Origin of the sequence: Microcystis sp. M_QC_C_20170808_M3Col, assembly GCF_007095505.1 — a bacterium.
Lineage (GTDB): Bacteria > Cyanobacteriota > Cyanobacteriia > Cyanobacteriales > Microcystaceae > Microcystis.
Map to the genome: position 1 here is coordinate 1 of NZ_SFBY01000027.1, position 15985 is coordinate 15985.

Below are 15985 nucleotides of genomic sequence, written 5' to 3' on the forward strand. Positions count from 1 at the left end.
TCAAAATCTGTCGAAATGTTAGAGCACTCAATTCGGCTTCTTATTCATTACCTCAAGTTTAAGGATGTTCCTATTCCCTGCGTTTCTGCTTGATTCATCTTTCTGTCTGACAACGCCCACATTTTAGCATATATTTCGTAAATGTGCTAATATTTAACAGTAAAGCCGTCGTTCTACGACGGGGTTTCAGACCCAAAATTTTCGATGACCAGGCGGCCGGTGGCGGTCTTAACCAATAGTACCCTCTTGGGAGATGCCCGAGTGCGTCAAGACTTGAGCAAAGCTGATATCGTCGCCGCTAAAATCGATGCTGTTTCCGAGGCCCAATGGCGACGGGTTAACCGTCCAGTCCCCGGCCTGGATTGGCAGATTCTTTGGTCGGGATTAAGACAATTTCGCCAAGAATGGTCGGGAAAACTAGCAATTCAAACCATGGTGCTGGCCTCTTGGTCGCCCCAAGATCAAGACCAGTATATCGATTTGATGCAACAGCTACAACCGGTTGAAATTCAACTTAACACCCCGACCCGTCCCCGGGCAAGACAAAGACAATTAGAAACCCGCGGTAATAATCCCCTCACCGCTGCCGACGGAATGCAAATTCTCAAACCCGTAAACGCTGAAATATTGGCAATTTGGGCGCAAAAAATTGCCACGGCCACGGGAATTACCGTACGCTGTGTGCCACTTACCGCCACAGGTCTCTAAGGCTTTGGTTTTTCTTCTTTCGGCTTCACATTAAAATAAGCCTCCATTACCTGACGTACCATAGGTGCGGCCACTTTACCACCACCACCGCCGGAATGTTCCGCAAAGGCGACCACGACAATTTCGGGCTTGTCGAAGGGCGCGAAAGCTCCAAACCAAGCGTGGGACTTCCCTGGAGGTGCTTCTGCCGTGCCGCTTTTGCCCGCTACGGGCGGTAAAGCGGGGTCCGATAGGGCCCGACCAGTTCCTTCCGCTACCACGGATCTCAGGGACTTTCTCAGGGTGTCTAGGGTGCTAGGTTTCATGTTCAAAGACTTTCGCCATTCCTTAACATCGCGGGCATCCTGTAAAAGGTGCGGTTTCACCAAAAAACCACCGTTAGCGGGGACAGCAAACATCACAGCTACTTGTAGGGGAGTTGCGAGGGTAAATCCTTGACCGATCGACATATTAATCGTATCCCCTACGGACCAATCCCAGTTTTTAAAATTACGCAGTTTCCAATCGCGATCGGCAATTAACCCCGGAGTTTCTTCCGCTAATTCTATACCGGTTTTCTGACCGAAACCGTAGCGCCGAGCCATGGCAATTAAAGCCGGACCCCCCACCCCGCGACCAATTTGACCGTGAAAAGTGTTACTACTCATAGCCATGGCCCTGACAAAACCGATCGGCCCAAAACCGGCGTGATTCCATTCTCCAAAAGCTGTCCCCCCCACATAAAGGGCGGCAAAGGTATTTAAGACCGTATTGGGGGGAAATTTACCCGATTCCATGCCGGCAGTGGCAGTGACGACTTTAAAGGTGGAAGCGGGGGGGAATCCTTGCAGAGCGCGGTTAACAAAAGGGTTGCCCTCCGCTTGTAGTTTTTTCCAAGTGGTGGTGGTAATTGGGGCCGAGAACACATTGGGATCGAAACTAGGATAACTGACCATGGCCCGCACGGAACCATCCCGGGGATCGATCGCCACGATCGCACCTTTGCGTTTTCCTAAAGCGGCCTCGGCGGCTTTTTGGAGTTTTAAATCTAGTGTCAGGGTGACATCTTGCCCCGGTTTAGCAATTTTTTGGCCGAGAATTTGGATTACTTGTCCCGATCCGTTGACCTCTAACTGCATTCCCCCCCATTCTCCCCGCAATTTTGACTCGTAGGCGGCTTCTACACCCATTTTACCGACGACATCTCCCAATCGGTAGCCCTGGGGTCTTTTGGCTTGATATTCCTCCGGGGTTAGTTCCCCCGTATAACCGAGAATATGCGCCCCAATTTTACCATTGGGATAGTAGCGCACTGATTCCACGTCCACTTCAATGCCGGTTAATTCGTCTTTGTATTCCTCTAGGGCGATAATTTGGCCTGGAGTTAAACCCCTAGCGATGCGGATCAGGGTGGAGGGGTTTTCGTCCGCTTCGTTAATGCGTTTTTCTAGGTCGCTTTTGGGAATGCCTAAAATACTGGCTAAACGGTCAAGATTGAGTTTTTGAGCGGGATTACGCTGGGATTTCGGCCAAATATAGGCCGCATGGGTTAAGCGGGCCGTGGCCAAAACTTTGCCATTGCGATCGAATAAGTTGCCCCGGACTGGGGGTTTGGGAAGAATGCGAATCCGGTTATTTTCTGCCCTTTCTCGGTTAATTTGTCCTTGCTGCAGTTGTAAATATGCCAAGCGTGAGCCGACTCCTCCTAGCAGGACAATGCTAATTAATCCCATAATTAGCCATGACTGACGCTGACGACCGACTAGACGCTCTTTATCTGTGATTTTATTCTGTAATTTATTCGGCGATGGCCGCTTCGGCGAGGTGAGCGGTTTTTTCGGTTTTAGTTTGACTTTGGTTTTTGATAGGAGTCCGCTATTACGCATTTGCTTAAAGTTAAAAGTTTAAAAGTTATTAGGGCAGTTATCAGTTATCAGTTATGAGATTTGAGATTTGAGTTTTAAGTAAGGAGTATTAAGTGAGCGGTTTCAAATAGCACTTTCCTAATGTCTTTTCACTGGTTACTGATCACTGTTTACTGATCACTGTTCACTGTTTACTGTTCACTGAAAAAGACGCAATACTAGGTGATTTAGCTCCTCTGTTGACTAAAGTTCAGGGTATCCGCAATATATCTTAACAAAATCGGAGTAAATACAAAGGAGTGGAAGGAACCACACCAGACACAGAGGACACAAAGATTGATCGCTTCTATAGTAAGTTAAAGAGAGCCAAGAAACTGGCACACATATATAGTTAAGAGTTTGTCAAGTGTTTCTTAACTATATGTAACATTATCCCTGCTCAAAATGTAATCACGCTGCGGATAGAATCCCCTTGTCGCATCAGGTCAAAAGCCTCGTTAATTCTTGCCAGAGGCAGAACATGGGTGATTAAATCATCGATGTTAATCTTGCCCTCCATGTACCAATCGACTATTTTTGGTACATCCGTACGACCTCTTGCTCCACCAAAAGCCGTACCTTTCCAGACGCGTCCGGTGACTAATTGAAAAGGACGGGTACTAATTTCTTGGCCTGCCGCGGCTACACCGATAATAGTGGCAACACCCCAACCTTTATGGCAACATTCCAAAGCTTGACGCATAATCTGGACATTGCCGATACACTCAAAACTATAATCGGCCCCACCTTTAGTTAAATCCACCAGATAGGCCACTAAATCCCCCTCAATTTCTTGGGGATTAACAAAATGAGTCATCCCGAATTTTGCCGCTAAAGCTTGTTTCTGGGGATTAATATCGACCCCGACAATCATATCGGCTCCCACCAAACGGGCCCCTTGAATAACGTTTAAACCGATGCCTCCCAGACCAAAAACCACTACTTTTGCCCCCGGTTCCACTTTAGCGGTATTAATCACCGCACCGATACCTGTAGTGACTCCGCAGCCGATATAACAGACTTTTTCAAAGGGAGCATCGGGGCGAATCTTGGCCAGGGAAATCTCCGGCAGCACGGTATAGTTAGCAAAAGTCGAGGTTCCCATGTAGTGATAAAGAGGCTGACCATCGAGGGAAAAACGACTGGTTCCATCCGGCATTACTCCCCGACCTTGGGTGAGACGAATCGCTTGACAGAGATTGGTTTTAAAGCTGAGACAGTATTCGCACTGACGACATTCGGGAATGTATAGGGGAATCACAGGATCGCCCACTTTCAGGCTAGTGACACCTTTTCCTACTTCTACCACGATTCCGGCCCCTTCATGGCCTAAAATTGAGGGAAATAAGCCTTCAGGATCGGCCCCAGAGAGAGTATAGGCATCGGTGTGACAAACTCCCGTGGCTTTGATTTCTACTAACACTTCCCCTGCTTGCGGTGGTGCTAATTGTACCGTTTCAATAGTTAGGGGTTTTCCCGCTTCTAGGGCAACTGCCGCTCGAACATCCATAGGCTCAAAGCAATAGGTTTTTCCCAGTATAATACCGTTAAACTGCTGAAGAGTTGTAATAGAACAATTCTCAACTTATCTCTATGTTAGTCCTCACCATCCGCGAAGAAGGAATGAACGATGGTGGCTTTACTGCTAGTCTCAATTTTGATAGCGGTAACAGCTACCCAATTACGGTTACTGACCCCTTTACTAACCAAGAAGAAAAACAACTAGAATGGTACTTTGAGGAATGGTTAGTATTTCCCACCCTAGACACGGATAAAGCGCAAAAAGCCGCCAACAGTGTCCAAAACTATGGCGAAAACCTATTTAAACAGGTTTTCCAGACTAATTTAAATGCTTATGGGGAATATCGAGACTTGCGAAAGCAGTTAAGTCAACTGCAAATTATTATCGAAAGTCAGTCGCCAGAATTTCAAGCTTTACATTGGGAAGCGCTGAAAGATCCTGATTTACCGCGTCCCTTTTCTATAGATTGTATCATCTCCCGCCAGCGTCGAGGGGCTACAGTTGTCCCGGTGCAAATGGCCACTTATCCTACTATCAATCTCCTGGTGGTAATTGCGCGTCCTAATGAGGAATCTGATGTTAATTATCGCACGATTTCCCGTCCTTTAGTAGAACTGGTAAATAGTAGTGAAATACCAGTAAAAATTGATATTTTGCGTCCCGGAACTTATGAATCACTAACCAGACATCTGGATGAGAAGGGAGAAGGATACTATCATGTTATTCATTTCGATGTTCATGGCGGATTAATGGAATATGAACAGTACGAAAGACAGGTTCACGGGGACTCTTGGCGCTATCAAAGGGGATGGGGACTGGAGGATTTAGCAGAATATGAGGGAGTAAAAGCTTTTCTGTTTCTGGAAGGAGAAGAAAAAGGTCAAGCGACTCCGGTAGAAGCGACGGAATTAGCGAATTTACTCACGGGGAAAAATATCCCTATTTGTATTCTCAATGCTTGTCAGTCAGCAAAGCAAATTTCCCAGGAATCAGAAGACTATCGGGAAACCAGTTTAGGGAGTCGTTTGATGACTGCGGGAATGCAAGCTGTGGTAGCGATGGGATATTCGGTGACGGTTTCTGCAGCTAAGTTGATGATGAAACCAATTTATCAGCAATTATTGAACGGAAAAGACCTAACGGAAGCGATGCGAAAAGGACGGTTAGAGTTATTCAATAATAAGCAACGCCGCGCCTATTATAATACGATAATAGATTTAGAAGATTGGTTATTACCGGTGATTTATTGTCGCGGTAAAATTAATCTCAATTTGCGTCCATTTACTCCAGAAGAGGAGGAAAAATACTGGGAACATATCGGCAATCAATATGTCTTTCCTTTACCAGAATACGGCTTTGTCGGCAGGGATTTAGAAATTCTCAAGATGGAAAAGGCGCTACTGAAACATAATATCCTTTTACTCAAAGGAATGGGAGGGACAGGAAAAACTACTTTACTCAATTATCTACGAGAATGGTGGCAGAAAACCAACTGGGCGACCCATATTTTCTATTTTGGTTATGATAAAAAAGCTTGGACGTTAGAACAGATTGTCTATGAAATCGGTCAGGGAATTTATAATCGCTTTGAACAGGGGAGTTTCCAAGGGATGAACCTGAAAGCGCGGGTAAGGAAACTAGAACAAAAACTCCGCAGTGAGGCGTATATTCTCATTTTAGATAATCTGGAGTCGGTGACGGGACAACCGTTAGCAATTCAGAATACTTTACCGGAGAATGAGAGGGAAGCAGTCGCCGAATTTCTCAAGAATTTGGTCGGGGGAAAGACGAAGGTGATTTTGGGTTCTCGCAGTGAGGAAACTTGGCTGCAACGCAGGACTTTTAAGGAGAATATCTATCACTTACAAGGATTAGACCAAGAGTCGAGAACTGAATTAGCGGAGAGAATTTTAGAACGTCAGGCGAAGAGTCGGAAAAATGCGATTAAAAAGGATGATTATTTTAAACGCTTGATGAAGTTGTTGGCGGGATATCCGTTGGCGATGGAAGTGGTGTTAGCGAATCTGAAGCGACAGTCACCGGAGGAGATTTGGCAAGGGTTACAGTTGGCGGAGTTAGTTAATGTGGGGGATGAGAATAAGACTAATAATATCATCAAGTGTGTGGAATATTCCCACAGTAATTTGTCGGAGGAGGCGCAGAAGTTGTTACTATGTTTAGCACCTTTTAGTGGGTTTATTCACCGGGGTGTTATTCCTGAATATAGCCAACAACTACAGCAATTAGAACTTTTACAAGGCTATCAGTTTGACCAATTTGATGCAGCAGTTGAAGAAGCGATTCATTGGGGGTTGCTTTCGCCGATGAGTGAAGAAATGCCGAGTTTTTTGACTATCCAGCCTATTTTTCCCTACTTCCTAAAGACGAAATTAAAGGAATTAGCACCAGAGACGCAAGCAGCAATTTGGGAGGGATTTAAGAATCATTACCTAGGCTTGGCAGATTATTATATTAAATTACTAAATTCCAAAAATCCGCAAGAGAAGCAGTGGGGGATATTGTTCTGTCGCTGGGAGTATGAAAATCTGTTTAATGCTTTGCAGATTTGTTTGAAGAAGCAGGAAAATATTCATATTTTTTTCTGTTTACATCAATATTTCGCTGTTACTAAGGATGTTAGTAACAGACTGAAACTATGCGAGAGTGTCTGTCAGGCTTGTCAAACTTATCCTGAAGAGATTAAAACTGGGATAATCGGTGGTAATATTGCCAATGCTTTGGGCAATCTCGCCATCGCCTATCAAGATACAAAAAACTATGAACAAGCGAAACAGACCCAGCTAAAATTTATTGAATTAACTCAAAATCTCCAAGGGGTGGACGAGCAAAAAAAAGCCTATTCATTGGGTTGTGGCTATCACAATTTGGGAATGGTAGCGCAACAATTGAGGGAATGGGTGCAGGCGCGGCACTACTACCAGCAGGCTCTCAAGATTTATATTGAATATGGGGATCGCTTTTCCCAAGCCAGACCCCTGCACAATTTGGGAGCCGTAGCACAAGAATTGAGGGAATGGGAGCTAGCCCGAAGCTACTACCAGCAATCCCTTGAGATCAAGATTGAATATGGGGACCGCTTTTCTCAAGCCAGCACCTTGCACCAGTTGGGAAAGGTAGCGGCAGAATTGGGGAAATTGGAGCAAGCCCGAAGCTACTACCAGCAAGCTATTGAGATCAAGATTGAATATGGCGATCGCTTCTCCCAAGCCAGCACCCTGCACCATTTGGGAATAGTAGCGCAAGAATTGAGGGAATGGGAGCAAGCCCGAAGCTACTACCAGCAAGCTATTGAGATCTTCATTGAATATGGGGATCGCTTCTCCCAAGCCAGCACCCTGCACCAGTTGGGAATCGTAGCGCAACAATTGAGGGAATGGGAGCAAGCCCGAAGCTACTACCAGCAAGCTCTTGAGATCTACATTGAATATGGCAATCGCTATGAGCAAGCCGGAACCCTGCACAATTTGGGAAGGGTAGCGGAAGGAGTTGGGGAATTGAGCCAAGCCAAAAGTTATTACCTGCAAGACTTACAAATTTTGGCAGAATTTAACGATAATTACACCATACAAACCTTTTCTTTGCCCCGTCTTGTTGCTCTTTATCAGCAAACGCAAGATGAGGAGATTTTCGTTGCTGTGGCTGATATTTTGGGGGTTGGGGTTGAGGAGGTGCGGGGTTTGGTCTAACTCCCCCCTAATACTAAATCCGGCTTTAAAAAGAGAGGGTGATGAGGTGATGGGGTGATGGGGTGATGATCCTCCCTCACTCCCTCACGAACCTGGCTTGTTGTTGCGCTTCAGCGCTAACTATTTCGGGCTTGCTGAAAAAGTAAGGGCGAAGCATTCGGATAGGAAATCTACGGTTTCAGCGATAGGTTATTGCCCGAATGCTTCGCCCCTACAATGTTGTGATCTACGGATGAGGTGTAATAGCGAGAATGGTGATTTCCCCCGAATGAGGTCCATAGCACCAGAAAATTCGATAGGCTCCCGGTGTATTCTGTTGGGCGTAGGCTTCAAAAACCTTCTGTGTTGCATCATAAGGGTTATCGAGGGAATTAAATTCGTGGGTTTTTAGTCCTGGATGTCTTGGGTTTGTACTGAGGAGCTTGAGGGCTTTTGTTACCTGTTTGTAGAGACCCTCTTGTTTCGATGCTTTTGTCCTACCTTGAGCCAGGCGAGTCTTTTGAGCCTGTTCCGCTTCTGCTCGCAATTCAGATAGAGTATTTCGAGCTTCCTGTGTCTGTCGTAAAGAAAAACTCACCTACTCCTCGACCTCTTCAGGAATAGATGCAGCAAACTCAAGCATAGCGTCTAAATCGACTGTTTCTTCAGCGAAATCTCCCGTGCGGGCTTCTGCGAGTCCCCGTTTGAGCGACTCGCGGACACTAGGATTCTGAAAAGCCCATAGTTCTCCCTCTGGAATCGCCACCATGGGAACCAAAAGAAGTTCCCCGCTTGTATTCATCAGTATTCGATAGTGACGGTTGCTACATTCAGTCCCAAGGCTAATCCGTCCGCAAGCATCAGCCTGAATATCTTCTTTAATGAGCGAAAAATTCTGATACTCCATCACGTCTCCTCCTCTCTTCATATACTTATTCTAGATAAGTTACCCAATTTGGGCAATAGGGTTATGTCCATTTAGCTTCTCACTACCTAAAGAAAACAGGTTAAACTTGTTCGGGCTAGAGCCTTGACAACCAACCTAGTTTGTAGTCGAAGCTCCCTTCGCTAAATTCTCTCCCCTTTCCTTGTAGGAGAAAGGCCAGGGGAGAGGTCAATAATTAAGAACCCAATGCGATCACACTATCTGGTAAAGATCAAGTATAATAATAAATATAAAGACCAAATTATTCATCTACAGTTAACTTAATGAAAGCCAAATGAACTTATTAAAACAATCGGACATTCAAGAAAATCCCACAACACTTTACGAACAAGATCTTCAGTTGTGGATTGAGCAAACTATTCATCAATTACAGAATCGACAGTTTGAACAACTGGATATAGAAAACTTAATTGAGGAGTTAAAAGATTTGGGTAAGTCAGAGAAACGCGCCTTAGAGAGCAACTTAATGGTCTTGTTGATTCACTTACTCAAATTAAAGATACAGCATGATGCTCCTGAGACAATGAAAGCAAGTTGGTATAATTCAGTAGATGAGCATCGCCAGCGCGTTCAAGATGATTTACTTAAGACTCCCTCTCTTAAATCTTATCTCTTAATCTCCATCACACAAGCCTATTCCAGCGCTCGTAAAGTCGCCATCAAACAGGGTAAACGCGCTCAATTTGGTATTCGTATTCCCCAAGAAAGTGAGTATCCCCTCGCTTGTCCTTTCACACCTGAACAGATTCTAAATGAGGACTTTTACGGGTAAAAACGAAAGTAAACATTATCGATAATAAAACCATGAAACCAGAATATGACCTTGCCAACATGAAAAATCGCCCGAATGACCTAACCCCCCTTCCCTGGGAAATAAGGGGGGAATAAAGTTTTTAACACCTAACTACTTATATCTCAATAAATCTCTTGGATAAATCATAGCAAAGTGAACCTTTCATGTACTCTAAATTAAGGAGAAGACGATGGCTAATCTGGATGATGTAGGAAGAGCGAAAGCAGCTGATAAAAACCTGAACGATGCTAACCGAAGCGATGTGCAGGTAAACAAAACAAGACCATATCCTTAACTGTTCTCTCTGATTTAGAGCAGTTAACCCTATCAGTAACCGATATTTTGCTTGGTTAAATTAAAAATAGAAAATTACCATTAAAGTAAGTGTTAATTAAGTAGGTAAATATGGTTCAATTTTTACAAGCAAAAGAAGTCACTCTCAGAGATTTAATTAATCATTTTCAACTACAGTTTATAGAAGATAAGCATTTTTTTGGGGAATGGCAGGAAGATATAGAAGCAATCTCTGACCAAGAAAAAGAATTGTTAGATAAAATCAAAACAGGTTATTTTAACTTATTGAATTATCCTCCCTTTTTGGAAACTTCGGTGAGGATGACGGTTTTAGAACCATTATTATTTATTGGTAACTTTTATCTATTTCCCTTTCACATTAAAGCAGAAGATTCCGTTGAAATTATTACAGAAGAGCAAGATTTAATAATTAAAGGAAGGTTAGATACTTTAATTCTAAAAGATCAATTATGGGTAATGATTATTGAATCAAAACGGGTGATTTATTCCGTTGAAGTAGGTTTACCGCAATTATTAGCTTATTTAATAGCCAATCCTCATCCAAACCGTCCTAATTATGGAATGTTGACCAATGGTTCCGAGTTTTTATTTGTTAAATTATTATGGGACGGGAAACCTTTATACGGAACCTCTCGTTTATTTGCCATGAGAAATCCGGGGGATTTATACGAGGTTCTCAAAATCCTTAAACATCTCTGTCAACTAATTTGAGTATGAAAATAATCAGTACCTAATTTTACGACTGTTGATAACTCCAGCAGAATCGTTACTCTCCTATTTCCCTCTGTTGTATAATTTGCTCTGAAAGGAACAAATCAGTAGGCATAAATCAAAATTATCAGGATTTTTTCGGCTTTTCTTCACTATTTCAGCCTGATTTGTCCTGACAAGCTCAAAAATACGAGAGTTTTTGTCTAGAATTGCCCGGCCTGAGAGGGGAATGGTAAAGTTAGATAAGAAAATTAAAGATGGTGTGATTAAAGTGAAATTTGCTGCTAGTACCTATTTTTCCCTGCTGCGCCATTGTGCCGTTCCTTTGCTGTCGATCGCTACTTTTACGCCAATTCTCTTAACTTATTTAGCCAAGGAAAAACCAGAAACCCCGCAACCGCAAGCAAATCTAGAGACTGCTGCCTTTCCTTCCCCTATTATCCCATCTCCGATCGCACCCTTAACCGCGCCATCGCCGAAACTAGCGCCCTCTCCCCAATCTTCCCCCTCCGCGCCGAAAAAATTAGCACCATCGGCCCATACTTCCCCTAATACTTCCCCTAATACTTCCCCCGCTGCCGCGGTTAAACCGGTGACTAGACAACCTTTAGTGGTTCCCGCTAATTATACGCCGCCGGCCCTAGAAATTCGCGTGGCGATCAAAAGGGATGTGGCCAGTGTTTTGATTGGAGTTAACGGGCCGGCGGTGATCACAGATCGCCAAGGTCGCGGTTTAAAAACGATTGCCACTAACGAGGGTTTACCGGTCATTCCAGGTGCCAAGGGCTTAAAAATGGGCGATTTATCGCTGCCAGAGGTGATTTTTGTGCAGCCCACCAGTGCCGATGGTTTAGTTTATGTGGATGATAGTTGGTATCGGGGCAAAGTGCTGCTGGTGGCCCAAGGCGATCGCTTATTAGTGGTCAATCATGTTAATTTAGAGGCCTATCTCTATAGTGTGGTGGGTAGTGAAATGCACTCCACCGCGCCAATGCACGCTTTAAAGGCACAAGCGATCGCCGCTCGTTCCTACGCCCTAGTACATATAATCCGCCCCGCTAATGCTTGGTTTCATCTGGGCAATAGCCAACGCTGGCAGGTATATAAAGGCATTCGCTCGGAGTATCAATCGACTCACCAAGCGGTTAATGCCACTGCTGGGCAGATTCTCAGTTATAAAGGGGGTGTAGTCGAGTCTCTTTATGCTGCCACCGATGAAATTGTCGCTTGGGCCCACGGTGGTCGCGGTATGAGTCAAACTGGGGCTTATAAATTAGCGGAAAAAGGCCTAGATTATCAACAAATTCTCGGTAATTATTATCCCGGAGTTGGTTTAGCCCGTCTAGTTCTACAAAATTAGATTGATAGGCTTTCTCGACTGAAAACTCAAATCTGATCACTGATAACTGATAACTGATCACTGATCACTGATCACTGAAATGCCGACCATAGCAGATTTCTAGTAACTGTATTAGAATAAACTTTCAAAATGCTATAGCAGTAAATCTCTCTATGAATAGCCCCTTTCTCGACTACCTCAACGGACCCAAACATCCCGTCCTCGTCTTTGATGGGGCGATGGGAACTTCCCTACAAAGCCAAAATCTCACGGCCGAGGACTTTGGTGGGGCAGAATACGAAGGGTGTAACGAGTATCTTGTCCATACTAAACCTAGTGCCGTAGCCAAAGTCCACGAAGCTTTTTTAGCGGTGGGTGCGGATGTGATTGAAACCGACACCTTCGGGGGAACCTCGATAGTTTTAGCCGAGTACGATTTAGCCGATCAAGCCTATTATCTCAACAAAACCGCCGCCGAACTGGCCAAGGCTTGCGCTAATAAATACTCTACCCCCGAAAAACCGCGTTTTGTGGCGGGTTCCATGGGGCCAGGGACAAAACTGCCCACTTTGGGTCATATTGACTTTGATACTCTCAAAAATGCCTATGTGGAACAGGTAGAAGGCCTGTACGATGGCGGGGCAGATTTATTATTAGTAGAAACCTGTCAGGATGTCCTGCAAATTAAAGCGGCTTTAAATGCTATTGAAGAAGTATTTCAGAAAAAAGGTCAACGATTGCCCCTAATGGTTTCAGTGACGATGGAAACCATGGGAACGATGTTAGTAGGAACGGAAATTAACGCCGTTGTCTCTATTTTACAACCCTATAAAATCGATATTTTGGGACTTAACTGCGCCACTGGTCCCGATTTGATGAAACCCCATATTAAATATCTCTCGGAAAATTCCCCTTTTATTGTTTCTTGTATTCCTAACGCTGGTTTACCGGAAAATGTCGGCGGTCAAGCGCACTATCGCCTCACTCCCGTAGAATTAAAAATGGCTTTAATGCACTTTATCGAAGATTTGGGAGTACAAATTATCGGCGGTTGTTGTGGTACTCGTCCCGACCATATTCAAGCTTTAGCGGAACTAAGTCAGGGTTTAACTCCAAAATCTCGTCATTATCATTATGAACCCTCCGCCGCTTCTATCTACAGCACTCAACCCTATATTCAAGATAATTCTTTCCTTATTGTCGGGGAAAAATTAAACGCCAGTGGTTCTAAAAAATGTCGGGAACTTCTCAATGATGAAGACTGGGATAGTTTAGTATCTATGGCGAAAGCGCAGGTAAAAGAAGGGGCGCATATTCTGGATGTCAACGTCGATTATGTGGGCCGGGATGGGGTGTGCGATATGCACCAATTAGCCTCTCGTTTAGTTAATAATGTCACCCTACCTTTAATGTTAGATTCCACCGAATGGGAAAAAATGGAAGCGGGGTTAAAAGTAGCGGGGGGTAAATGTATCCTGAACTCTACTAACTACGAAGACGGGGAACCGCGTTTTTATCAAGTCTTGGATTTAGCGAAAAAATACGGTGCGGGGGTAGTAATTGGAACCATTGATGAAGAAGGAATGGGACGCACTGCCGAGAAAAAATTCCAGATAGCTAAACGGGCCTATTATGCGGCGATAGAATACGGAATTCCTCCCTACGAAATCTTTTTTGATCCTCTAGCTTTACCGATTTCTACCGGTATCGAAGAAGACCGAGAAAATGGCAAGGCTACTATCGAAGCAATAGGCCGAATTCGCCAAGAATTGCCAGAATGTCACATGATTTTAGGTGTGTCTAATATCTCCTTTGGCTTGAATCCAGCAGCGCGTCAGGTATTAAATTCCGTCTTCCTCAACGAAGCGATGCAGGTGGGGATGGATGGGGCAATTGTCAGTGCTAATAAAATTCTTCCTCTGGCAAAAATTGAACCAGAATATCAGCAAGTTTGTCTGGATTTAATCTATGATAATCGTCGTTTTGATGGCGATATATGTGTTTATGATCCCCTGACCAAATTAACCGAATTATTTGCGGGGAAAACTACTAAAAAAGACCCCTCTAGTAATGCTAATTTACCCGTGGAGGAACGCTTAAAACAGCATATTATTGATGGGGAAAGATTGGGACTGGAAGGTGCTTTGAATCAAGCTTTACAGGACTATCCACCCCTAGATATTATTAATATTTTCCTCCTGGATGGGATGAAGGTAGTGGGTGAGTTATTTGGTTCAGGACAAATGCAGTTACCTTTTGTTCTCCAATCTGCCCAAACTATGAAAGCAGCCGTTGCTTTTTTAGAACCATTTATGGAGAAAAAAGAGGGGGATAATAATGCCAAAGGGACTTTTATTATCGCAACAGTTAAAGGGGATGTTCACGATATCGGTAAAAATTTAGTTGATATTATCTTGACCAATAACGGCTATAAGGTGATTAATTTGGGCATTAAACAACCCGTAGAAAATATCATCGAAGCCTACAAAGAACATAAAGCCGATTGTATCGCTATGAGCGGTTTATTGGTGAAATCGACGGCTTTTATGAAGGAAAATCTGGAGGTTTTTAACGAAAAAGGAATCACCGTTCCCGTTATCCTTGGCGGGGCAGCTTTAACTCCCAAATTTGTCCATGATGACTGTCAAAAAACCTACAAGGGAAAGGTTATCTATGGTAAAGATGCCTTCTCTGACCTGCATTTTATGGATAAATTAATGCCCGCTAAAGCTGGGGGCCAATGGGATGATAGTAAAGGCTTTTTAGGGGAGTTTGTCGAGGGAGAAAAAACCCCGGTTGTCGCAGAAGAATTAGAGGTTAATCCCGATACTATTTTTACCGATGGCAGCGTCAACCAAGAATTAGTTATTGATACCCGTCGTTCGGAAGCGGTGGAAGTTAATATTCCCCGACCAACACCGCCCTTCTGGGGTACTAAAATATTAACAGCAGCAGAAATTCCCATCGAGGAGGTTTTCTGGTATTTGGACCTACAAGCTTTATTTGTCGGTCAATGGCAATTCCGCAAACCAAAAAGCCAACCGAAGCAGGAATACGACCAGTTTTTACAGGAAAAAGTTCATCCAATTCTGGCAGCATGGAAAGAGAAAATTGTCAAGGAAAATTTACTAAACCCCACATTAATTTATGGTTATTTTCCCTGTCAATCCTCTGGTAATTCCCTCTTAATTTACGATCCCGAATCGATACAAGCGGGCGAAAAACCCGAAAATCTGCAACCGATCGCCATTTTTGAGTTTCCTCGCCAGAAATCCGGTCGTCGTCTCTGTATTGCTGACTTTTTCGCCCCGCAGGAATCCGGTATTATCGACGTTTTCCCGATGCAAGCGGTGACAGTGGGGGAAATCGCCACGGAATACGCTAAATCTCTCTTTGATGCCAACCAATACACCGAATACCTCTATTATCACGGCATGGCTGTCCAAGCCGCCGAAGCCATGGCCGAATGGACTCACACCCGCATCCGTCGCGAGTTAGGTTTCGCACAGTTCGATCCTGATAATATCCGCGATATACTGCAACAGCGTTACCAAGGTTCTCGCTATAGTTTCGGCTATCCCGCTTGTCCCAATATTCAGGATCAATACAAGCAACTAGATCTGTTAGGATGCGATCGCATTGGGATGTCTATGGACGAAAGCGAACAATTGTACCCAGAACAATCCACCACCGCCATTATCACCTATCACCCCACCGCTAAATACTTTAGTACCTAATCAGTGATCAGTGATCAGTTATCAGTGATCAGTTATCAGTTAAGCTGTTTTGAATCTAAATTGCATATTCGATTTTTCCTCCTGCCCCCTGCCGACCGCCTGATCTCAACAAGCAATTTAAACTACGAACAGCTTATCAGGTGTGAGTTTTTATCGGTAAAACCCTACACCCCACACCCCACACCCCACACCCTACCCCCACCGAAAAACTTTTTGCCGCAAACCCTAATTAGGGTTTGCTGAATAAATCTAAAAACCTTATCCAACAAGGTTTTTAGACTTTTTTGACCTCAAAAAGTGCCGACCCTTGGAGTGATTGGGGGGAAAATTCAGGGACTTTTTCCC

9 protein-coding genes and 1 pseudogene are annotated in these 15985 nt (G+C 44.2%); 6 read left to right on the forward strand and 4 right to left on the reverse strand.

Translation table 11 applies throughout. From position 1 onward, the window contains the following. Positions 1 to 204 precede the first annotated feature (204 nt). Positions 205 to 708: pseudogene (locus EWV84_RS01380) on the forward strand (radical SAM protein); the annotation flags it as partial. On the opposite strand, the gene mrdA reads toward EWV84_RS01380, so the two are convergent. Further along, the gene (gene mrdA / locus EWV84_RS01385) at positions 705 to 2573 is read right to left on the reverse strand and encodes a penicillin-binding protein 2 (RefSeq protein WP_286824208.1); all 1869 of its coding nucleotides are present in this window, start codon (positions 2571 to 2573) and stop codon (positions 705 to 707) included. The pseudogene EWV84_RS01380 and the gene mrdA sit on opposite strands and share 4 nt — an antisense overlap. Positions 2574 to 2991: 418 nt before the next feature. Beyond that, positions 2992 to 4101 carry an S-(hydroxymethyl)glutathione dehydrogenase/class III alcohol dehydrogenase gene (locus EWV84_RS01390; RefSeq protein ID WP_287075931.1) on the reverse strand — a complete coding sequence of 370 codons (1110 nt, stop codon included), beginning with the start codon at positions 4099 to 4101 and terminating at the stop codon, positions 2992 to 2994. 83 nt (positions 4102 to 4184) lie between these two features. Here EWV84_RS01390 and EWV84_RS01395 point away from each other — a divergent pair, with 83 nt between their 5' ends. Continuing rightward, positions 4185 to 7820, forward strand: coding sequence for a tetratricopeptide repeat protein (locus EWV84_RS01395; protein WP_287075933.1), 3636 nt, complete (start codon positions 4185 to 4187; stop codon positions 7818 to 7820). Positions 7821 to 8046: 226 nt separating this feature from the next. On the opposite strand, the gene EWV84_RS01400 is transcribed toward EWV84_RS01395, so the two are convergent. Together EWV84_RS01400 and EWV84_RS01405 are read right to left on the reverse strand one after the other, a co-directional pair. Next, positions 8047 to 8397, reverse strand: coding sequence for a hypothetical protein (locus EWV84_RS01400; protein ID WP_106908415.1), 351 nt, complete (start codon positions 8395 to 8397; stop codon positions 8047 to 8049). Further along, positions 8398 to 8706 carry a hypothetical protein gene (locus tag EWV84_RS01405; RefSeq protein WP_002749952.1) on the reverse strand — a complete coding sequence of 103 codons (309 nt, stop codon included), beginning with the start codon at positions 8704 to 8706 and terminating at the stop codon, positions 8398 to 8400. A gap of 313 nt (positions 8707 to 9019) precedes the next feature. Between EWV84_RS01405 and EWV84_RS01410 the strand changes: the two genes are divergently transcribed. From EWV84_RS01410 to metH, 4 genes are all read left to right on the forward strand, one after another. Next, entirely contained in the window at positions 9020 to 9517 is a 498-nt protein-coding gene (locus EWV84_RS01410) for a DUF29 domain-containing protein (protein WP_002798842.1), read from the forward strand. Positions 9518 to 9943: 426 nt separating this feature from the next. Further along, positions 9944 to 10564 carry a restriction endonuclease subunit R gene (locus EWV84_RS01415; protein WP_287075939.1) on the forward strand — a complete coding sequence of 207 codons (621 nt, stop codon included), beginning with the start codon at positions 9944 to 9946 and terminating at the stop codon, positions 10562 to 10564. 229 nt (positions 10565 to 10793) lie between these two features. After that, the gene (locus EWV84_RS01420) at positions 10794 to 11924 is read left to right on the forward strand and encodes a SpoIID/LytB domain-containing protein (protein WP_287075941.1); all 1131 of its coding nucleotides are present in this window, start codon (positions 10794 to 10796) and stop codon (positions 11922 to 11924) included. 152 nt (positions 11925 to 12076) lie between these two features. After that, positions 12077 to 15640 carry a methionine synthase gene (metH, locus tag EWV84_RS01425; RefSeq protein WP_287075943.1) on the forward strand — a complete coding sequence of 1188 codons (3564 nt, stop codon included), beginning with the start codon at positions 12077 to 12079 and terminating at the stop codon, positions 15638 to 15640. The last annotated feature ends 345 nt before the right edge of the window (positions 15641 to 15985 follow it).